The sequence below is a fragment of the Nocardioides mangrovicus genome, from assembly GCF_003674065.1.
Taxonomy (GTDB): domain Bacteria; phylum Actinomycetota; class Actinomycetes; order Propionibacteriales; family Nocardioidaceae; genus Marmoricola; species Marmoricola mangrovicus.
Window position 1 is genome coordinate 94,340 of record NZ_RDBE01000009.1, and the last position, 20,922, is coordinate 115,261.

The 20,922-nt window shown below is 73.7% G+C and carries 13 protein-coding genes; 8 read left to right on the forward strand and 5 right to left on the reverse strand.

Features of this window, described 5'->3' with window-relative positions; translation table 11 throughout:
• Window positions 1-65 precede the first annotated feature (65 nt).
• Window positions 66-2,222, forward strand: a complete 2,157-nt coding sequence (locus tag D9V37_RS14315) for an EAL domain-containing protein (protein ID WP_121806865.1) — start codon at window positions 66-68, stop codon at window positions 2,220-2,222.
• A gap of 4 nt (window positions 2,223-2,226) precedes the next feature.
• Complete coding sequence (locus tag D9V37_RS14320) at window positions 2,227-3,672, forward strand: GGDEF domain-containing protein (protein WP_121806866.1); 1,446 nt, start codon at window positions 2,227-2,229, stop codon at window positions 3,670-3,672.
• On the opposite strand, the gene D9V37_RS14325 is transcribed toward D9V37_RS14320, so the two are convergent.
• On the reverse strand, window positions 3,635-4,372 hold the full coding sequence (locus tag D9V37_RS14325) for an SDR family oxidoreductase (RefSeq protein ID WP_121806867.1): 738 nt from the start codon (window positions 4,370-4,372) through the stop codon (window positions 3,635-3,637). The two genes, D9V37_RS14320 and D9V37_RS14325, sit on opposite strands and share 38 nt — an antisense overlap.
• 197 nt (window positions 4,373-4,569) lie before the next feature.
• Between D9V37_RS14325 and D9V37_RS14330 the strand changes: the two genes are divergently transcribed.
• The 3 genes from D9V37_RS14330 to D9V37_RS14340 are packed head-to-tail and all read left to right on the forward strand — an operon-like array spanning window position 4,570 to window position 10,282.
• Window positions 4,570-6,678, forward strand: coding sequence for an EAL domain-containing protein (locus D9V37_RS14330; RefSeq protein WP_121806868.1), 2,109 nt, complete (start codon window positions 4,570-4,572; stop codon window positions 6,676-6,678).
• Window positions 6,675-8,804 carry a GGDEF domain-containing phosphodiesterase gene (locus D9V37_RS14335; RefSeq protein ID WP_121806869.1) on the forward strand — a complete coding sequence of 710 codons (2,130 nt, stop codon included), beginning with the start codon at window positions 6,675-6,677 and terminating at the stop codon, window positions 8,802-8,804. The genes D9V37_RS14330 and D9V37_RS14335 overlap by 4 nt, the downstream gene beginning before the upstream one ends.
• Window positions 8,801-10,282 (forward strand): GGDEF domain-containing protein, encoded by a 1,482-nt coding sequence (locus D9V37_RS14340; RefSeq protein ID WP_121806870.1) that lies wholly within the window; start codon window positions 8,801-8,803, stop codon window positions 10,280-10,282. The genes D9V37_RS14335 and D9V37_RS14340 overlap by 4 nt, the downstream gene beginning before the upstream one ends.
• A 12-nt stretch (window positions 10,283-10,294) precedes the next feature.
• Here D9V37_RS14340 and D9V37_RS14345 read toward each other — a convergent pair whose 3' ends face one another.
• Window positions 10,295-11,677 (reverse strand): NAD-dependent malic enzyme, encoded by a 1,383-nt coding sequence (locus D9V37_RS14345; RefSeq protein ID WP_121806925.1) that lies wholly within the window; start codon window positions 11,675-11,677, stop codon window positions 10,295-10,297.
• Between the two features lie 97 nt (window positions 11,678-11,774).
• On the opposite strand from D9V37_RS14345, the gene D9V37_RS14350 reads away from it, so the two are divergent.
• Together D9V37_RS14350 and D9V37_RS14355 are read left to right on the forward strand one after the other, a co-directional pair.
• Complete coding sequence (locus tag D9V37_RS14350; RefSeq protein ID WP_232524931.1) at window positions 11,775-13,043, forward strand: cytochrome P450; 1,269 nt, start codon at window positions 11,775-11,777, stop codon at window positions 13,041-13,043.
• Window positions 13,044-13,145: 102 nt separating this feature from the next.
• A complete protein-coding gene (locus D9V37_RS14355; protein ID WP_121806871.1) occupies window positions 13,146-15,605 on the forward strand; it encodes a diguanylate cyclase in 2,460 nt (819 codons plus the stop codon).
• Between the two features lie 19 nt (window positions 15,606-15,624).
• Here D9V37_RS14355 and D9V37_RS14360 read toward each other — a convergent pair whose 3' ends face one another.
• Entirely contained in the window at window positions 15,625-16,656 is a 1,032-nt protein-coding gene (locus tag D9V37_RS14360) for an LLM class F420-dependent oxidoreductase (protein ID WP_121806872.1), read from the reverse strand.
• An 80-nt stretch (window positions 16,657-16,736) separates the two neighbouring features.
• On the opposite strand from D9V37_RS14360, the gene npdG reads away from it, so the two are divergent.
• The gene (npdG, locus tag D9V37_RS14365) at window positions 16,737-17,408 is read left to right on the forward strand and encodes an NADPH-dependent F420 reductase (protein WP_121806927.1); all 672 of its coding nucleotides are present in this window, start codon (window positions 16,737-16,739) and stop codon (window positions 17,406-17,408) included.
• A 20-nt stretch (window positions 17,409-17,428) separates the two neighbouring features.
• On the opposite strand, the gene D9V37_RS14370 is transcribed toward npdG, so the two are convergent.
• Complete coding sequence (locus D9V37_RS14370) at window positions 17,429-19,207, reverse strand: ABC transporter ATP-binding protein (RefSeq protein WP_121806873.1); 1,779 nt, start codon at window positions 19,205-19,207, stop codon at window positions 17,429-17,431.
• Window positions 19,204-20,913, reverse strand: coding sequence for an ABC transporter transmembrane domain-containing protein (locus tag D9V37_RS14375; RefSeq protein ID WP_198412561.1), 1,710 nt, complete (start codon window positions 20,911-20,913; stop codon window positions 19,204-19,206). The genes D9V37_RS14370 and D9V37_RS14375 overlap by 4 nt, the downstream gene beginning before the upstream one ends.
• Between the last annotated feature and the right edge of the window lie 9 nt (window positions 20,914-20,922).

Genomic DNA, 20,922 nt, shown 5'->3' on the forward strand with positions numbered 1-20,922 from the left:
AGATCGCCGTCGTCCGGCCGATCTCCCGGGCTACAGGACACGGATGTCCGAAGAGGGGTACAGGGATGTCACCACGGGGTTGGAGCCTGCTCGTCGCCGTCGTGGCGGCGTGCGCGGGATCCGTGCTGCTCTCCTCCTACGACCAGTCCGCGATCCAGGCGGTCGTCGAGACCGCCGCCGTGGCCGCGGCTGCGTACTCCCAGAGCCGTCGCCATCGCGTCAGCGACCGCGGCTGGCTGGTGGGCCTGGCCGCCGTCGTCCTGCTCTGGCTCGGCGACGTGGTCGTGGCCGTCGACGGTGCGCTGGGGCTGGGCCCGTTGGGTCACCCGCTCCTCGACCAGGTTGCCGCCTGCTACCTGGTCGGCTCGGTCGCCGTGGCGGTCTCGGCGACGATGATCGCGCACGAGCGCAGTCGGTGGCTCGCGAACGACGGCTGGGCGGAGGCGTTGGTCCTCGGCATCGGCGCACTGGCGCCGGTCGTGCAGCTGATGGTGCTGCCGGGGGTCGCGGAGGCGAGGTCGCCGCTGACCCGGGTCATGGTGGTGGTCCACGCGATCGCCCTGGTCGCGGCGCTGGCCGCGGTGGCGCGGCTCGCGCTCAACGACGGCTTCCGGACGCCGTCGCTGGCGCTGCTGGAGATCGCGACCGTGGTGGGGCTGGCGGCGGGGCTGTGGTCGGTGGGTCACGACCTCGGCCTGATCCGCACCGATGCCGTGGTCAGATCGCTGCACATGGTCGCCATGGTGCTGTTCGCCGCCGCCACCTGGCACCACTCGCTGCGCCGCGTGTGCGCGGTCGGCGGTCCGACGTCGGCGGATGAACCGCCCGCAGCGCGCAACAAGATCCTGATGCTGACCGCCGGCCTGGTGCTGCCGGCGGCCTCGGTGCTCGCGGCGATCTGGAACCGCGACGTCAGCCAGCTGTGGCCGGTGGGCCTGGCCGGGGTGGCGGTGGCCGTCCTGGTCGGCGTCCGCATGACGATGCTGTTCACCCGGCTCTCTGCGCAGGCCGACGAGCTGGCCGAGGTGTCCCGCGTCGACGACGTGACGGGGCTGCCCAACCGCCGCGGCTGGGAGCGCGGGCTGGAGCTCTCGTGCCTGCGGGCGGCCGGCGACGAGCGGGCGCTGTCGGTGGCGATGGTGGAGATCGACGACCTCGCGGGCCTGCGCTCCGAGCAGGGCACCTCGGCCGCCGACCGGTTCCTGCGCCGGCTCACCGACGAGTGGTCCGTGGCGTTGCGCGAGGAGGAGCAGCTGGCCCGCTACAGCGACGCCCAGTTCGCGCTGCTGCTGCCCGGGATGGGTCTGGCCGACGCCATGGAGCGGGTCGAGCAGCTGCAGCTGCTCGTACCCGCTCAGCGTGCGACGTCTGCGGGCGTCGCCGAGTGGGCGCCCGGCCACGACGCCGGCGCGCTGATGATGCGCGCCGACGCCGCGCTCTACCAGGCCAAGTGCGACGGCGGCGGTCGCCCGGTCGCGGCACCGGTCGGCCAGCCCGGTCTGCCCGGACCGCTGCGCGACCTCCAGACCGCCGTCCAACCGATCGTGCACCTCTCGAGCGGCATCATCACCGCCTACGAATGCCTGAGCCGCTTCCCGCACACCACCCAGGTCGAGGCCGTCTTCACCGACGCGCACGCCCAGGGGTTCGGCGACCTCCTCGAGCTCGCCGCGGCGACCCGCGTGCTGGGCCGCCTGGACCGGCCCGACGACGTCGAGCTGTTCGTCAACGTCTCCGAGCGCGCGCTGCGCTCCCAGCGGTTCTGGTCCGACCTGCCGATGAACCTCGCCGGTGTCGTGGTCGAGCTGGTCGAGCACCGCGACGGCCTCAGCGACGGCGAGCTGATCGAGCTGCTGGCCCGGTTGCGCGTCCGCGGCGCACGGGTCGCGCTGGACGACGTCGGCTCCTCCTCGACCGACTTCGCGCGCATCCTGGCGCTGCGTCCCGACGTGGCCAAGATCGATCGCTGCCTCGTCGCCGGCTGCGACACCAACCCGGCCCAGGCCGAGGTGCTGCGGTTGCTGGTCTCCTACGCACTCTCCAAGGGCGTCGAGGTGGTCATCGAGGGGATCGAGACCTCCGGTGAGCTGGAGATCGCCCGCGCGGTCGGTGCGACCTACGGGCAGGGCTACCTGCTGGGTCGTCCCGAGTCGTCCTGGGCCCTGCCGACCACCGAGACGGCGACCCGCCCCCGCGACGAGGCGGTAGGTCCTCGTGGCTGAGCGAGTGAGCCGTCGGGCACTTCTGCTCGTCGCACTGCTGACGCTGTTCGTGCTCCTGCCGCCCGCCCTGCGAGGTCCGGTCCAGGCGGTCGTGGAGCTGACCTGCCTCGCGCTGTGCGTGCTGCACCTACGCGCTCGACCCGAGCTGCACCGCAGCTGCGTCGTGGTCCTGCTCGCCGGCGTCACGATCACCGTGCTCGGTGACGCCGCCTTCTTCCTGGCGCCGCTCGTGGGGAGGAAGGTGCCCTACGACGTCGGCGACCTGGTGCTCGTCGTGGGTTACGCCGTCATCGCCGCCGGGACGCTCGGCATCGCGAGGCTGGTCTCGCGCACCGCGCGCCGTAGCAGCTGGCTCGACGCGGGGATCTTCGGCCTCGGCACCGTGGCGCCGGTGCTGGTCTTCCTGGTCCTGCCCGACGCCCAGCGGCTGCTGGGGTGGTCGACACTGCTCACCGCGGCCTACGCGGCCTCGCTGGTGCTGCTGGGCACCGCGCTGGCGCGGTTGCTGCTCACCCGGACTGACGATCCCACGGCGGTGGTGCTGCTGGGCCTCGCGGGGTCGATGACGATCGCCACGGACTTCGTCGTGGCCGTCCTGGGCACGGGCTCCCGCCTGCAGCCGGGCGCGCAAGTGCCGTGGCTGCTGTGCTACCTGGTCCTCACCGCTGCTGTGCGACATCCCTCCTTCGTCGCGATGTTCGCCCGTCCCTCGTCCCGGACCAACCTGCGTCGCAGCGTCCGGCTGCTCTCGGCCGGCCTGGTGGTGCCCCCGGGGTCGCTGGTGCTCGCCCTCGTCCTGGGCTACCGCCACGTGTGGGCGATCGCCGGCGTCGCTTTGGTGGTCTCGTTGCTGGCGGCCCAGCGGCTGCAGGCGCTGGTGGTCCACGTGGAGCGGCAGAACGTCGAGCTGGGCGACCTGGCGCGCTCCGATGAGCTCACCGGCCTGCCCAACCGCCGCAGCTGGAACCACGAGCTGCCCCGGGCCTGTGCCGAGGCCGACGCGACGGGGTCCGGCATCGCCTTCGCCATGCTCGACCTCGACCGGTTCAAGGACTACAACGACAGCTTCGGTCACCAGGCCGGCGACGACCTGCTCCGCGCGACCGCGCGACGCTGGCAGGCGGCGCTGCGCCCGGGCGAGTTCCTCGCGCGCTACGGCGGGGAGGAGTTCGTGCTCCTGCTGCGCGGTGTCGACGTGGCGACGGCGGCCGAGCGTGTCGAGACCCTGCGGCGGCTCGTGGCCGAACCCGCCACCGCCTCGGCCGGCTTCGCGATGTGGCGACCAGGTGCCGACCCGGCCTGGGCGCTCGCTCGTGCCGACCGAGCGCTGTACCGGGCCAAGGGCGCCGGTCGCGACCGGACCGTCGCGGCCGACCGGCTCGCGCCGGTGCGCGCGACCTGTGAGGACCTGGTCAGCGACCGCCCGTCACGCGAAGCGTCGTACCCGTGATGTACGAGGCCTCCTCGCTCATCAGCCAGACCACGGCCGCGGCGATCTCGTCGGCCTCGCCCGCCCGCTCCATCGGCACGGTAGGCGCGATCCGCGCCGGCCGCCCGGGCTCGCCGGCGTCGGCGTGGAACCCGGTCTCGACCAGCCCCGGCGCGACGCCGACCACCCTGACGCCGTCGGTCGCGACCTCCTTGGCCAGCCCCATGGTCAGGGCGTCGACCCCGGCCTTGGCGGCGGCGTAGTGGACGAACTCGCCGGGCGAGCCGAGGGTGGCCGCGCCGGAGCTGAGGTTGACCAGCACGCCGCCCGGGCCGCCGTAGGACCGGCTCAGGGCACGCACCGCTGCCCGGGCCACGAGCACGGCGGCGGTCAGGTTCAGCTCGATCGTGCGGCGGACCACCTCGGGCGGGGTCTGCGCCAAGGGGGCCAGGTGCCCCGCGGCGCCGGCGTTGCTGACGACCCCGGTGAGCGGACCGGCCTCGCCGAAGAGGGTGGCGACCCCGTCGAGCGCGGTCAGGTCGGCCTGCACCAGCGTCGCACGGGCACCGAGGGCCTCGACCTCGGCCAGCGTGGCCTCGGCGGCCGCCTCGTCGCGCGCGTAGCCGAGCACGAGGTCGTGGCCGGCGCCCGCCAGCCGTCGGGCGATGGCCGCACCGATGCCGCGCGTGCCGCCGGTGACCAGGACGCGTCCGGCACTCATGGCCGAAGCGTAGGACCCACATCACGTACACCCCCACGGGTGGTCGCCGCACATTCGCCGCACATCGGACAGTGGCGTGCTTACCGTGGAGATGGGGGGTGGCAGCAGTGAGCGGACGATCCGCGACGGGGCGTCTCGTGCTGCCCGCCCGCGGTTGCGTCGAGACATCCGCGACCAGGGGAAGGCGTCGTACCGCGGTGCTCGCGCTGCTCGTGGTCGGCGCCGTCGTCGCCGCCGCTTCGCCCGTACCGTTCCGGCTGGTCGCCGTGTCCCTGGTGGAGCTGGCGGCCGTCGGCTGCGCGTGGGCGTGGCTGCTGCCCCAGCAGGGTCTGCCCGGTCGCGGCTACGGCATGAACACCCTCGCGCTGACGCTCGAGGCCGCGTGCGACCTCACCATGGGGGTGGGCAGACTGCGAGGCGCACCGATCCCCGAGCTGGTCCCCACCGCGATGCTCAGCGCGGCCTACGTCGTCGCTGCCGTCGGCTGCTGGCAGATGCTGCGCTTCTGCGCGCGCACCAAGACCCGCGACGGCAGCTCCGAGCTGGTCGTGCTGTGCTCCGGGCTCCTGGCGCCGGTCCTGCTCTTCGTCTTGGTGCCGCAGCTCGAGGCGGCCCCGTCCGCGCCGATGCGGGTCGTGCTGGTCTGCTACGCAGTGGCCAACGTCGTCGCCGTCCTCACGGTCGCCCGGCTGTGGATCAACGGCGTGACCCGTTCGCCGGCGCTGGTCTTCTTGATGTTGTGCAGCAGCGTCTCACTCGCAGGCGGTGTCTGGGCGCTGGCCTCGGGGGCGGTGGCGCCGTGGGCCCCCACCCCGGTGTGCCGGGTCTTGTGGCTGGCGATGATGCTGACCTGGACGGCGGCCATGGCCCAGCCCTCGCTGCGTGCGCTCAACCTCACCGCGCCGAGCCGCCCGGGCGCCGACCTGCGCAACCGGGTGCTGGTACTCGGTATCGGCCTGGTCCTACCCACCGCCTCGCTGGGCATCGCCCTGCTGCGCGGCGACGGGGCCCCGACGCTGTGGGTGATCGCCGGCTTCGGACTCATGGCCACTGCGCTGGCGGGTCGACGCGCGATGAGCCTGTTGGCGCGCGTCGAGGCCCAGTCGGCAGAGCTCGCCGTCATCGCCGGTACCGACGAGCTCACCGGCCTGCCCAACAGCACCGGGTGGCGCGAGCTGCTGGCGCGGACCGTCGCCGACGCCCGGCGCACCGGCCAGGGGTTCTGCGTGGTGGCCGTCGAGCTCGACGAGTTCGCCTCCTTCAACAGCCGTCAAGGCGTGGCCAGCGGCGACCGGTTCCTGCGGCACCTGGCGGCGGACTGCTGCGAGGCCCTCCACGACGGGGAGCACCTGGCGCGCACCGGCGGCGTGCAGTTCGCGCTGGTGCTGCCCCAGCACGACCCGATCGCCGCGGCGGCCCGGGTCGAGGAGCTGCGCGCTCTGGTCCCTCTGCCCCAGACGATCTCGGTCGGCCTCGCCGCCTGGACGCCGGGCACCGGCATCGAGCGGCTGGTCGCGGCCGCCCAGGGCGCCCTCTACCGCGCGCGGTGCGCGGGCGGCGACCGGCTGGTGGTGGCCGGACCCACCGACGGTGTCGTGCCGGGTCCGCTGCGCGACCTGCAGGTCGCCGTGCAGCCGATCGTCCGCGTGCGTGACGGCGTCGTCGTGGCCTACGAGTGCCTGAGCCGATTCCCGCACACCACCGCCGTCGAGACCGTCTTCGCCGACGCCCACGCCGGTGGCTTCGGCGACCTGCTCGAGGTCGCCGCGATCAACCGCGTGCTCGCCGAGCCCGGTCGTCCCGACGGGGTGGAGGTCTTCGTCAACGCCTCCGAGCGGGCGATGCGCTCCGAGGCGTTCTGGGCGGGGCTGCCGCACGACCTGCGCGGGGTCGTCGTGGAGCTGGTGGAGACGCGCGACGGGCTCTCCGACGACGGCCTGGTCGCGATGCTGGGACGCTTCCGCGAGCGGGGGGCGCGCATCGCACTGGACGACGTCGGCTCCTCGGCCACCGACTTCGCCCGGATCGCGGCGCTGCGCCCCGACATCGCCAAGATCGACCGCAGCCTGGTCAGCGGTTGCGACACCGACCCGGCCCAGGGCGAGGTGCTCGCGATGCTCGTGGGCTTCGCGCGCCGTCACGGCGTGCAGGTCGTCATCGAGGGCGTCGAGACGCCCGGCGAGCTCGAGGTCGCCCGCACGGTGGGGGCCGCGCTGGCCCAGGGCTACCTGCTCGGACGCCCCGAGCCGGCCTGGCCCGGGGCCGGGAGCACCGTCTCCATCGCCGAGGACGGGGCCAGTCGGTGAGCGCGCGCATCAGCACCTTCGCGACCGAGGTGCGATGGCTCCTCTGGGCCTTGCTGGTCGTCGCGGCAAGCATCGTGGTGCTGCCCACCGACGGTCAGCTCGTCGGCGAGGGCGTGGTCGAGGTGGGCGGCCTGGTCACCGCGCTGCTCGCGCTCCGCACCCAGCGCGACCTGCTGCGCCTGGGCCTGGGGACGATCCTCGTGGGCATGGGTCTGCTGATGGTGCCCGACGTGGCCCAGGCGGTGTACCGAGTCGGGTTCGGTGCCACCATGCCGGGCGCGATCTGGGCGTCGACGCCGCTGGGCATGCTGCTGGTGATCGTCGGTGCCGTGCGCGTGGTCCGACGAGGCCACCGGCTGAGCCGCGACGGATGGGTCGAGGCGACCATCTTCGGCGTCGGCGCGATGACCCCGGTGGTCGTGCTGTTGATCCTGCCCGTCCTCGACAACACCTCCAGCCCGTTCGCCGTGGTCAGCACCCTTCTGCTGGCCTGCTGCCAGGGGCTGATCATCGCCACGTTCGCCCGGTTGCTGCTCGACGCCGACAGCCGGGGGCCGTCCCTGCTGCTGGTGGGGCTGGCCGTGACGTTCTCGACGACGGCCAACTCCGTCAACGGCATCGCGTACACCGCCGGGGTGGGTTTCGGGGTGAGCGCCGGCGACCACGCCGTCCGGGTGCTGTGGGCCCTGACGTACCTGAGCTCGGGGGCCGCGCTGGCGCACCCGTCGCTGCGCGGTCTCCTCGTCGGATGGGGCCGAGAGCTGAGCCCGGTGAGCGCTCGGTACAAGGTGGCGGTGCTGGTCATCGGTCTCCTGCTGCCGGCAACCACGCTCGCGCTCTGCCTGGCGCTGGGCGCCCGGCAGTACCTGTGGGCCGTGGGGTGCTTCGGCTTCGCGGTCGCGACCCTCGCCGCGATCCGCATCTTCTCGCTGCTGATCCGGGCCGACGCCCAGGCCACCGCGCTGGCCAGTCTGACCCGCGCCGATCCGGTGACCGGGCTGGTCAACCGCCGTGGCTGGGACCACGTGCTCGTGGAGGCCTGCCTGCGCGCGGAGCGCCACGAGGTGCCGCTGAGCGTGATCATCATCGAGGTCGACGGCTTCGCCGACCACGCGGCCGTCCACGGACCGCACGGGGCCGACCGGTTGCTGCGCAAGCTCGCCGACACGTGGTCGGCCGAGCTGCGGGCCGGCGAGCGGCTGGCGCGCTTCGGCGGAGCCCAGTTCGCCGTCGTGCTCCTCGGCTCCGAGCAGTCCGCCGCCGAGGTGCGCGCCGACACGCTGCGGGCCCTCGCGCCCGCCCCGATGACCGCCTCGGCGGGCGCGGCCCGCTGGTGGCCGGGCACCGAACCCGAGACCGTCGTGCTCGACGCCGACACCGCGCTGTACCTGGCCAAGCGCGACGGCGCCGACCGCACGGTCCTCGCCGAGCCGGGGCTCAGCGGTGCGATGCCCGGAGCGCTGCGCGACCTGCAGCTGGCCCGGCAGCCCATCGTCCGCCTGGCCGACGACGCCGTCGTCGCGCACGAGTGCCTGAGCCGGTTCCCGCACACGACCAACATCGAGGCGGTCTTCGCCGACGCCCACGCCAAGGGGTTCGGCGACCTGCTCGAGGCGACGGTCGTGAGTCTGTCGCGGCCGACGCCGGGCAGCGAGCTGTTCGTCAACGTCTCCGAGCGCGCCGTGAGGTCGACCCGATTCTGGAACCTGGTTCCCGACGACCTCGCCGGTGTCGTGATCGAGCTGGTGGAGCAGCGCGACGGCCTCAGCGAGGCCGAGCTGCGCGAGATCCTGGGCCGGTTCCGCTCCCGCGGGGCACGGATCGCGCTGGACGACGTCGGCTCCTCGGCCACGGACTTCGCGCGGATCGCCAGCCTGCGACCCGACGTCGCCAAGATCGACCGCAGCCTGGTCACCGACTGCGACCAGAGCGCGGCTCGGATCGACGTGCTGCGGATGCTGGTGCGCTTCGCCCGCGCCCAGGGTGCCGAGGTGGTCGTGGAGGGCATCGAGACTCCCGGCGAGCTCGAGGTCGTGCGCGGCATCGGCGCGACGTACGCGCAGGGCTACCTGCTGGGCCGGCCGCAGCTGGTCGGGGCCGAGCCCGTGGCCGGACTGGCGTCATGAGCGCGCGCACGCGTGCCCTGCTGCTCGCGCTGGTGCTGCCCGTGCCGGCGATGTGGCTGCTCGCTGGCTCCGGACGCGACCTCCTGCAGGCCGGAGTCGAGCTGAGCGCCATGACCATGGTGGGGTGCCATCTCGTGCGTCGGCCGGACCTGCGCCACGCCGGGCTGCTGCTCGTGGCCGGCGGCGTGTGGCTCACCCTCCTCGGCGACGTCTACGCCTTCGTCGCGGCCGACTTCTTCGGTGCCCCTCGCGACACCGAGGTCCGCAACGGGCTCATCGTGACGGGCTACGTGCTGCTCGCCTGGGGCGCTTTCCTCCTCGCGCGACGCGCCACGCGTGCCGCCGGCCGCGGGGGTTGGGTGGAGGCCGCGATCTTCGGGCTGGGCGGCGCCGCGCCCGTGATGGTGTTCCTGGTCCTGCCGGGCCTGCAGGGCGCGATCCACGGCTCGGCCACCGCCACCGTCGCGGTCTACGGGGCGGCGCTGGTGCTGCTGGTCACCGTGCTCGCGCGCTTCTCGATCAGCGAGAGCCTCGATGCGACCTCACTGGTCTGCTTCGGCGTGTGCGGCCTGATCACCCTCGCCGCCGACTTCACCGCCGCGCTGCACGGCGCCCACGGCCGCGACGTCGTCGCCGCGCGTGCGCTGTGGATGCTGGCCTACGTCAGCTTCGCCGCCGCCGTCGTGCATCCCTCGCTGCGGATCATGCTCGACGGCGAGGCGCCGACCGGTGAGTACCTGAACCCGCGGCGACGTCTCCTCCTGCTCACCACCGGGCTGCTGGTGCCGTCGGTCTCGCTCACGATCGGCCTGGCCACCGGTGACACCGACCAGCTGTGGCTCATCGCGGGGGTCGCGGTGGCCGTCTCGGCGCTGGTGGCCCGCCGCATGTACGCCCTGGTGGCCTACATCGGCGAGCAGGCCGACCGGCTGGCCGCGCTGGCCCGCTCCGATGAGCTGACCGGGCTTCCGAACCGCCGCAGCTGGAACCACGAGCTGCCCCGAGCCTGCGACGCGGCGTTCCTGGCCGGCCGGCCGCTGGCCGTGGCCGTGCTCGACCTCGACGGCTTCAAGGACTACAACGACCGGTACGGCCACCAGCGTGGCGACGCCCTGCTGCGGGAGTCGGCCGCCGCCTGGTCCGCCGCGCTCGCGCCGGGGGAGTACCTGGCCCGCTACGGTGGCGAGGAGTTCACGCTGTTCCTCGCCGGGCTCGACGCCGAGCGCGCGGCCGACCGGGTCGAGCAGCTGCGCCGGCTGGTGCCGGCGCCCACCACCGCCTCGGCCGGCGTAGCCGCCTGGTCACCCGGCGACGACCCGCTGGCGGTCGTCGCGGCCGCCGACGCCGCGCTCTACCGCGCCAAGGCCTACGGACGCGACCGCACCGTGAGCGCCGCTCTCGTCGACACCGTCGACACCGTCGACAGCTGCGGCACCGTCGAGAGCACCGGCGTACCGAGGCTGGCCGAGCCCGCCTGAGGGCGCCTCGCGCTACTCGCGGCGTCCGCTGATGGCGGCGGCCACGGCCTTGGGCACCTCGGCGTTGAAGACCGACGGGATGATGAACGAGGGGTTCAGCTCGTCGGGCTTCACGACGTCGGCGATGGCCTGCGCAGCACGCAGCAGCATGTCCAAGGTGATGTCGGAGGCCCGCGCGTCGAGCAGGCCGCGGAAGACGCCGGGGAAGGCCAGCACGTTGTTGATCTGGTTGGGGTAGTCCGAGCGGCCGCTGGCCACGATCGCGGCGTGCTCGGCCGCCTCGATCGGGTCGATCTCGGGGTCCGGGTTGGCCAGCGCGAACACGATCGAGCCCTCGTTCATCGCCGGCAGCCACGCCGGGTCGAGCACGTTGGGGGCCGAGACGCCGATGAAGACGTCGGCGCCGTCGAGGCCCTCGGCCAAGCCGCCGCGCAGCAGGTTCTGGTTCGTCTTCGCCGCCAGCCGGGCCTTGGCCGGGGGCAGCGCGTCGTCGTCGCGGCTGAGCAGGCCCTCGCGGTCCCAGACCACGACCTCGCCGGCGCCGGCGGCCAGCAGCAGCGCCACGATCGCGCTGCCCGCGGCACCCGCGCCGGCCACCACGATCCGGACGTCCGGCAGCGCCTTGCCGACGCAGCGCAGGGCGTTGGTCAGCGCGGCGAGCACGACGATGGCGGTGCCGTGCTGGTCGTCGTGGAAGACCGGGATGTCGAGTGACTTGCGCAGCCGCTCCTCGACCTCGAAGCAGCGCGGCGCCGCGATGTCCTCCAGGTTGATGCCGCCGAACCCGGGGGCGATGAGCTCCACCGTGCGGACGATCTCGTCGGTGTCCTGGGTGTCCAGGCAGATCGGCCAGGCGTTGATGTCGGCGAACCGCTTGAACAGCGCGGCCTTGCCCTCCATGACCGGCAGCGCCGCCCCCGGGCCGATGTTGCCCAGGCCCAGCACCGCGGAGCCGTCGGTGACCACCGCGACCGAGTTGCCCTTCACCGTGAGCCGCGGCACGTCGTCGGGGTTGCGGGCCAGGGCGGCCGAGACGCGTCCGACACCGGGGGTGTAGGCCATCGACAGGTCGTCGCGCGTGCGCAGCGGCACCTTCGAGGTGACCTCGATCTTGCCGCCGATGTGCAGCAGGAAGGTGCGGTCGGAGACCTTGTAGACCTCGACGCCGGACAGCGCCTCGACGGCCTCGACCAGCGCGTGGCTGTGGTCGGCGTCGCGGGCCGAGCAGGTGACGTCGACGACCAGCCGGTCGTGGCGCGACTCGGCCATGTCCATGGCGGTGACGATGCCGCCGGCGTCACCGATGGCCGTCGCCACCGTGCCCACGACGCGGGGGTCGGGGTCGGTGTGCAGCCGCATGGTGATCGAGTACGACGACGTCGTGACGCTGCTCATGAGCACGAATCTAGCCACGCCGACCGGTGACCGGCGCGTCGGCAGCGCCGTCGCGTCGGTACGATCGTCCGCGGTCCGCAGGGGAGAGGGTTGCGTCGTGGGATTGCTGACCGCGGTCAAGGGTGGGCTGCGCCGTGCCCTGATGGCTCGCTCGAGCGGCATCGACCTGTCCCGGCTGGACAAGGTGCCGCAACGGCTCTCGTGGCCGTTGACGCGCGACGTCATGGCCCCCTCGGCCCGGCTGTCGGCCGAGCGCGACAAGGCGCCGGTGCACAAGCTGACCACCTTCCTCGGCATGGACGTGTGGCTGGTCACCGGCGACGCCGAGGCCCGCGAGGTGCTGGGCGCGACCACCGGCTACTCCACCGACATCCGGCCCTACTTCGGCCGTGCCGGCGACGAGGGCGGCGACTTCGGCGGCCTCGGTTTCACCGACCCGCCCGACCACACCCGGCTGCGCAAGTTCCTCACCCCCGAGTTCACGATGCGCCGCCTGGCCCGGCTGGCGCCGCTGGTCGAGGACACCGTCGAGCGCCAGCTCGACGAGGTCGAGGCCGGCGTGGGCGCCGACGGCATCGTCGACCTGGTGCCGACCTTCGCCTTCCCGGTGCCGTTCCTGGTCATCTGCGACCTGCTCGGCGTGCCCAACGAGCGGCGCGAGCGCTTCAGCCAGCTCGCCACCGCCCGCTTCGACGTCACCAAGGGCGGGCAGGGCGTCGTCGGCGCCATCGGCGGGTCGCGGGAGTTCCTGCTCGGCGAGGCGGCCCGGCAGCGCCAGGACCCGGGTCCCGGCCTGATCGGGCAGATCATCCGCGAGCACGGCGACGAGATCAGCGACTTCGACCTCGGCGGCCTGGCCGACGGCGTCTTCACCGGCGGGCTGGAGACCAGCGCCTCGATGCTGGCGCTGGGCACCGCGATGCTGGCCGACGACCGCGAGACCTGGCACCGCGTCGCCCGCGAGCCGGAGGTGGTCGCTCCGGTGGTCGAGGAGCTGCTGCGGCTGCTCTCGGTGGTGCAGGTCGCCTTCCCGCGCTTCCCCCAGGACGACGTCGTGGTGGGCGGGGTGCCGATCAGCAAGGGGTCGGTGGTGCTGGCCTCGCTCCCGGCGGCCAACCGCGACCCCCGCTCCACCGCCGGCGACCGGATCGACCTGGAGCGGGCCGGCTCCTCGCACCTGGCCTTCGGCTACGGCTTCCACCGCTGCGTCGGCGCCGAGCTGGCCCGGATGGAGCTGCGGGCGGCGTTCCCACGGCTGGCCGCCCGCTTCCCGGACCTGCGTCCGGCGGTGCCGATCGCCGACCTGGAGTACCGCGCGCAGAGCATCGTCTACGGCGTCGAGGCCGTCCCGGTGCGCATCGGCTGAGCGAGAAAACCCTCGCGAAACCCCCCTTAACGGGATCAAAAGCCTCAGAATAGGAACCGTTCCCAGCGGGGGCGGCCGAGCGCCGCCTCGAGGAGAGGTCCGATGGTCAGCGCTCGGCCGATACGCATCGGTGTCGTCACCGACCGGATGGACGACGCCCGCGCCCAGGTCATCGGCGGCGTGGAGTCCGTCGTACGACCCTCCGCCGCGGTCCTGGCCCTGGTGCACCACCGGCTCAACCCGTGGCGGGGCGGCGTGCTGGGCGGATTGCTCTCCGCGGGCCGTCTCGACGGCGTCGTGGTGCTGCCGGTCAACTCCGCGGACACCGGGGAGAGCCGCCTGCACGAGCTGCTGCCGCTGCTGGGTTCGGTGCCGACGGTGCTGGTCGGCCCCCGCCATCCCCACCTCCCGCGGGTCGGCGTCCCGGACGACACCATCGCCGGCACCGTGCTGGACCACCTGGTCGAGGACTGCGGTCGGCGCCGGTTGCTGCTGGTCAGCACGCCCATGCAGCGCGACGGGGTGTCGCGTCGCCGGCAGGCGATGGAGGAGGCCGCGGCCGGCCGCGGGGTCTCGATGTCGACGCCGCCGGAGCTGCAGCGCTGCGTCGACCGGCACTCGGCCCGGGTCGTCATGGCCGACTGGCTGGCCCGCCGACGCGGCGAGGCCGAGCTGGGCTTCGACGCCGTGGTGTGCACCGCCGACGACGTCGCGGTCGGCGTGCTCGACGCCCTGGACGCGCACGGCGTCGCGGTGCCCGGTGAGGTCAGCGTGGTCGGCTGCGGCGACACCGACGTCGCCTGGGGCACCTCGCCGACGCTGACCTCGATGGACATCGCGCTGCGTCAGCAGGGCGCGGCGGCGGGCCGCTACCTGCTGGACCGGATCGCCGGGCGCGACGTGCCCACGTCCGGCACCGTCACCCGGGTCGACGTCGACGGGTTGCGGATCCGCAGCAGCAGCCTCCCGCTCCACGACGCCGACCAGCTCTCCGCCGAGCTGCCGTGGACCGACGACGCCGCGATCGTCGACCGGCTGCTCGGCCGGGAGGCACCCGACCCGCTGCAGCAGGACCTGGAGACCCAGGTCGCGGCTCGCCAGCAGCTGCGGCACGCCACGGCCCTCACCGTCCTGCGTCGCGGGCCCACCGCCGAGCTCACGCGACTGGCCGGGCTCGGTGACGACTGGCAGCGGCTGCTGCGCGGCGAGCTCTCCCACGAGAGCCGGCTGGCGCTCTCGCGTCGGCTCGAGGAGATCGTGCGGTCGCGGCCCGAGGAGATCTGGTGGCGTGCCTGGCTGGAGGTGCTGCGCTCCCGGCTCGCCTCGCAGGTGCCGGCCACCGCGGACCCCGTGGTCCCGCGGCTGCTGTCGATGACCAGCTCGCTCACCGTCGAGCGTGTCCTGGGCGACGCGCGGGAGGACCGCGAGCGGCAGACGCACCTGATGGCGGCGCAGGTCCTCGAGCTCAACCAGAGCCTGAGCGGCTGCACGACGGTGGTCGGCATGAACCGCGCGCTGCGGACCTACCTCTCACGACTGGGGCTGCGGCGGTTCTTCGTCGCGATCTACGAGCGGCCGATCCGGCTCCCCGCCGACGGCACGCCGTCGCCCGCCGCGGACGAGCGGCCCTCGTTGCGCCTGGTGTTCGAGCACGGCATGGGCTGCGGTGGCGCCGAGGCGGCCGTCGACGAGGAGCTCCTGGCCGGGGCCGACGTTGTCACGCCGAGCCGGCTGCTGCCCGCGCGACTGGCCGCGGAGCTCGACGAGGGCACGTTCATGGTGCAGGGGCTCTTCGGCGACGACGGCTACTACGGGCTGTTCGGCTACGAGGGCAGCGGCCGCGACCGGCACGTGGGCGAGGTGATGCGGCTGGCGATGAGCCGGGTGCTGGAGAGCCGGGCCCGCACCGGCGACCTCGAGGCCCGCTCGCGCGAGCTGGCCGGGCTGGTCGCCGCCCGCACCCACGAGCTGGAGCTGGAGGTCGCCAACCGTCAGCAGGCCCAGGACGAGCTGCGCGCCGCCAACGACCAGCTGCGCAGCGCGCTGCTGCGCGACGGCCTGACCGGGCTCTACAACCGCCCGGCCCTCGACGAGCACCTGGCGCGCGCCTGGGCGCGGGCCCGCCGCACCGGCGGTGTCCTGAGCGTGCTGATCTGTGACGTCGACCGGTTCAAGCTGCTCAACGACGTCGTCGGCCACCTGGCCGGCGATGAGTGCCTGCGGCGCGTGGGCCGGGTGCTGGCCGGGGCCGGCGACCGGGCCTCGGACATGGTCGCCCGCTACGGCGGCGAGGAGTTCGTGGTCGTGCTCGACGACACCGACCTCCCAGGTGCCACCCGGGTCGCCGAGCGGCTGCTGGACTCGATGCGCGCGGCCGCGCTGCCCCACCCCGGGCTGGGCCAGGGCGGGCTGGTGAGCATGAGCGTCGGGGTCGCGAGCTCGAGCGGCCTGGCGGGGGTGGCCGAGCTCCTCGGCGCCGCCGACCGGGCGCTCTACCAGGCCAAGGACGACGGGCGCGACCGCGTGCGGGTCACGCGGGCGCCGGTCTCCTCCGGCTCCTGACCCACGGTCGACAGCCCCGTCAAGACACCCATTCCTTGACCTGCGAGACCAGCGCCGCCGGGTCGTCGGCCACCGGCACCACCTGCAGGTTGGTCACGCCGGCCTCGGCGAAGGCCGCGATCCGCTCCTTGACGTAGGACTCCGGCCCGACCAGGTTGCCCATCTCGAGCAGGTCCAGCGGCACCTCGGCTTCCGCCTCCTTCTTCTTCCCGTCGAGGTAGAGGTCCTGGATCTTCACCGCCTGCTCCTCGTAGCCGTAGGAGCAGGCCAGGTCGAAGTAGAAGTTCTTGCCGCGCGCGCCCATGCCGCCGACGTACAGCGCGACCATCGGGCGGGCGAAGTCCAAGAGGCCCTTGACGTCCTCGCCCACCGCGACCATGCCGCCGGCCGAGATCTCTAGCGGGGCCAGATCTGGACTGCGCTTGGCGGTGCCCTCGTCGACGGCGTCGCCCCAGACCTTGCGCCACAGCTCGGGCACGAACAGGAACGGCAGCCAGCCGTCGGCGGACTCGGCGGTGCTGGCGACGCTCTTGGCGCCCAGCGCGGCGACGTAGATCGGGATCGACGAGCGCTCCGGGGTGGTCAGCATCTTCAGCGGCTTGCCCAGCCCCACGCCCTGGTCGGCCGGGAGCGGCAAGGTGATCGTGCGGCCCTGGTACTCCAGCCGCTCGCGGCGCAGCGCCATGCGCACGACGTCGATGACCTCCTGGGTGCGGGTCAGCGGCTTGTCGTAGGCGAGCCCGTGCCAGCCCTCGATCACCTGCGGACCGGACGCGCCCAGGCCGAGGATGGCGCGGCCCCCGGAGACGTTGTCGAGCCCGGCCGCGGTCTGCGCCAGCGCACCGGGGGTGCGGGAGTACACGTTGAGGATCGCCGAGCCGATCTCGATCGTCTCGGTCTTGGCCGCCAGGTACCCCATCAGCGTGGGGGAGTCGAAGCCGTACGCCTCGGCCACCCACACCGTGTCCAGCCCCGCCCGCTCCAGCGCGACCACCTGGTCGGCCGCCTCGCGGGGGTTGCCGGCGTACATCAGCATCTGGGACAGCTTCATCTGCGGGGGGCCTCTCTGGTCACGACGGTCGGGCTCTACGCTGACAGTACTGCTGTCACGGTTTTTGATCAGGGGTGCAGATGCCGCAGATTGCTCACACCATCGCCGTCGTCGGAGGCACCGGCCCGCAGGGGCGCGGGCTGGCCTACCGGTTCGCCCGCCACGGGCACGACGTCGTCGTCGGCTCGCGCTCGGCCGAGCGGGCCGCCGAGACTGCCGCCGAGATCCGCGACCGCGGCATCACCGGCCAGGTCTCGGGCGCCGCGAACGCCGATGCCGCAGCCGGCGCCGACGTCGTCGTCCTGGCGGTGCCCTACGAGGGCCACGACGAGCTGGTCGCCTCGCTGGCCGACGCGCTGGCCGAGAAGGTGCTGATCAGCTGCGTGAACCCGCTCGGCTTCGACCAGCACGGCCCCTACGGCCTCGACGTCAGCGAGTCCGCGGCCGAGTCCGCCGCCCGTCTGGTGCCGACGGCCCGCGTCACCGGCGCCTTCCACCACGTCTCCGCGGTCACGCTGTGGGGACCCGAGGAGTTCCTCTCCCATGAGGACGTCCTCGTCGTCGGCGACGACACCGAGGCCGTCGACCTGGTCTGCGACCTCGCCGCCACCGTCACCGGCCGGCCCGGCGTCAAGGGTGGCCGGCTGCGGCTGGCCCGCCAGCTCGAGCCCCTCACCGCCGTGCTCATCAGCATCAACAAGGCCTACAAGACCCGCTCGGGCGTCGCCATCTCCGGGGTCGAGGGGCGCTAGCCGTCGGTTCGGGCGAACCGTCACCGGTGCCAGGACTCCCACAGCCGGGCGTACGACCCCCCGGCCGCCACCAGCTCCTCGTGCGAGCCGAGCTCGGCGATCCGGCCGTCCTCGACCACCGCGACCCGGTCGGCGTCGTGGGCCGAGAAGAGCCGGTGGGCGATCGCGATGACCGTGCGCCCGTGCAGCACCGCCGCCAGCGAGCGCTCGAGGTGGCGGGCGGCGCGGGGATCGATCAGCGACGTCGCCTCGTCGAGCACCAGGGTGTGCGGGTCGGCCAGCACCAGCCGGGCCAGGGCCAGCTGCTGGGCCTGGGCCGGGGTGAGCTCCTGGCCGCCGGCGCCCACGGTGGTGTCCAGTCCCTCGGGCAGCGCCGTCACCCACTCGCGGGCGTCGACGGAGTCGAGCGCCTCGAGGAGCCGGTCGTCGTCGACGTCGGCGTCGGCGGCGAGCGCGAGGTTGTCGCGCAGCGTGCCGACGAACACGTGGTGCTCCTGGGTGACCAGGCAGACGTGGCGGCGCAGGTCGTCCACCGAGAGCTCGGTGAGCCCGACGCCGCCCAGCGTCACGGTGCCCGTGCGGGGGCCGTGGATGCCGGCCAGCAACCGGCCCAGCGTCGACTTGCCGGCACCGCTGGGGCCCACCATCGCGATCCGCTCGCCCACGCCGACGTCGAGGTCCACGCCGTGCAGCACGTCGCGGCCCTCGACGTAGGAGAACCGGACGTCCTCGGCCCGCAGCTGCTCGCTCACGGGCTCGGCGCCGGTGACCGTGCGGTCGTCGGGCACCTCGGCCACGCCGAGCAGCCGCGCCAGCGAGGCCGCGCCGACCTGCAGCTCGTCGAGGATCGAGACCACGACGTCCAGCGGCCCGATCAGCGCCTGGACGTACAGCGTGGCCGCGGTGACCGCGCCGAGGCTGAGGTGGCCCTCGATGTAGAGCCAGCCGCCGAAGAGCAGCGTCGCCACCGTCGGGATGAGATAGGCGACCTCCATGGTGGGGAAGAACCGCGTCCGCAGCCCCAGCGTGTAGCGCTCGGCGGCGAAGGAGTGGGCGATGTCGGCGTCGATCTGGTCGATCCGCTGCCGCTGCAGGCCGAGCGCCTCGACGGTGCGGGCCCCCTCGACGGTCTCGGTCAGGGTCGCGTTGATGCGGGTGTAGGAGGCCGACTCGCGCAGGTAGCCGGCCTTGGCGCGCGCGAGGTACCAGCGCAGCCCGACCACCAGCACCGGGACGCCGAGCGCCACCGGCAGCAGCACCCAGGCGCCGACCAGCAGCGTGCCGACCAGCGTGACCACCATCGTGATCAGCGCGTTGACCCACTCCGGCAGTGCCCAGCGCACCGAGAAGCCCAGCTGCTCGATGTCGCGCGAGGTCCGCGTCAGCAGGTCGCCGGAGCCTGCGCTCTCGACCGTGCCGACCGGCAGGTCCAGCGTGGCGTCGACGAAGTCCTCGCGCAGTTCGGCCAGCACGCCCTCGCCCAGCCGGCCGGACAGGAACCGGCCCTGCCGCGTGAACAGCGTCTGCACGAGGAGGAACCCGGCCAGCGCGAGCACCAGGTGGTTCACGTGCGCCAGCGTCGTGCCCGCCTGCACGTCCTGCACCAGCCCGCCGAGGATCCGAGGTCCGGCCAGCCCGGCCACCGCCGCCACGACCTGCAGCCCCAGCGCCCAGGCCAGCTCGCGCGGGTGGCGGCGGAAGAGCCCGGCGACGTACGCCCGCACCTGGGCGCTGCCGGCCACCGGAAGCGTCACCCGCTCGCCGATCGGCAGGTCATCGGCCACCGTGTCGGTGCTCATACCGTCTCCTCCACCTCGCGCGTGACCACCGCGCGGTAGGCCGGCGTCGAGGCCAGCAGGTCGGCGTGGCTGCCCTCGGCGACCACGTGGCCGGCCTCGAGGAAGCAGACCCGGTCCACCCGGTCCAGCAGCAGCGGGCTGGTGGTGGTCACCACGGTGGTCCGGCCCCGACGGGCCCGGCCCAGCCGTTCGGCGACGCGGGCCTCGGTGTGGGCGTCGACGGCCGACGTCGGCTCGACCAGCACCAGCACCTCCGGGTCGAGCGCCAGGGCGCGGGCCAGGACGAGCCGCTGCCGCTGGCCGCCGGAGAACGACCGGCCCTTCTCGGCGACCATCGAGCCCAGGCCGTCGGGCAGGCCGGCCAGCACGTCGTCGGCCGAGGCGGCGTCGAGCGCGTCGGCCAGGGATCGAGGTCCGCGGGCATGGACGTCGACCTGCTCGCCGAGGCGTCCGGCGAACAGCATGGCCGCGGTGTCGGAGACGATGATGCGCCGCCGCACCACCTCCCGCGGCAGGTCGGCCAGCGCGACGCCGCCCCACCGGACGTCACCGGCCGCGAAGCGACCCAGCCGGTCGGCGACGCCCGCCGCGTCCTGGGGCGGCTCGCTCACCAGCGCGGTGACGACGCCCGGCACGACGCGCACGCCCGAGGCGACGTCGAGGAGCGGCTCGTCAGGTCCGGGCTCGATCGCGGCGCGGTCGGGGTCGGCGATGTCAGGCTCGATGGCCAGCACGGTCACGATGCGCCGGGCGGCGACGAAGGCACGGATGGACTTGTTGGCCAGCTCCGTGGCGGTACGCAGCGGCAGCAGCAGGAACGCCGCGTAGCCGTAGAAGGCGACCAGCTCCCCGGCCGAGATCCGGCCCTCCACCGCGAACCGGGCGCCGACCCAGACCACGACGACCACGAACAGGCCCGGCAGCAGCACCTGGAGGGCGTCGAGCACCGACTGCAGCGCCATCACCCGTACGCCCGCGCGCCGCACCTGCTGGGACTGCTCGGCGTAGCGGCGGTGGAAGACCCGCTCGCCGCCGATGCCGCGCAGCACCCGCAGCCCGGTGACGATGTCGGAGGCCAGGTTGGCCAGCCGGCCCATCATCTCGCGCTGGGCGAGGTTGCGGGCCTGCAGCGGCCGCAGCAGCGGCACGACCCCGGCCAGCAGCACCGGCATGCCGACCAGCACCAGCAGGCCGAGCACCACCGACGTCTGCAGCAGGATCAGCGCCACCACCACGAAGGAGACCAGCGCCCCCGCGGCCCGGCCCAGCACGTCCATGAGGTTGCCGACGTAGGACAGGTCGTTGGTCCCGATCGAGACCACCTCGCCGGTCGAGACCCGGCGCGGCAGGGTGGCGCCGAGGTGGGTCGCGTGCCGGGTCACCAGCTGCACGACGCGGTAGGCGGCGGTGAGCCAGTTGGTCACCGCGAAGCGGTGGCGGATGATGCCGGCGGCCGCCCCCACCAGGCCGATCGCCAGCAGGACCCCGGCCCAGCCCAGCAGGGCCGAGCCGTCGCGGTCGGCGACGCCGGCGTCGATCGCTCGGCCGATGACCGCGGGCATGACGGCCGAGGAGCACATCCACACCACGCCGAAGGACATCCCGCCGGCCAACGTCCGCCACTGGCCCTTGGCCAGCCACCACAAGAACCGTCCGGGCGAGCGGTGATCGGCGGTGCCGGGATCGGCGAGGGGCAGGTGGCGCACTCGCCCCAC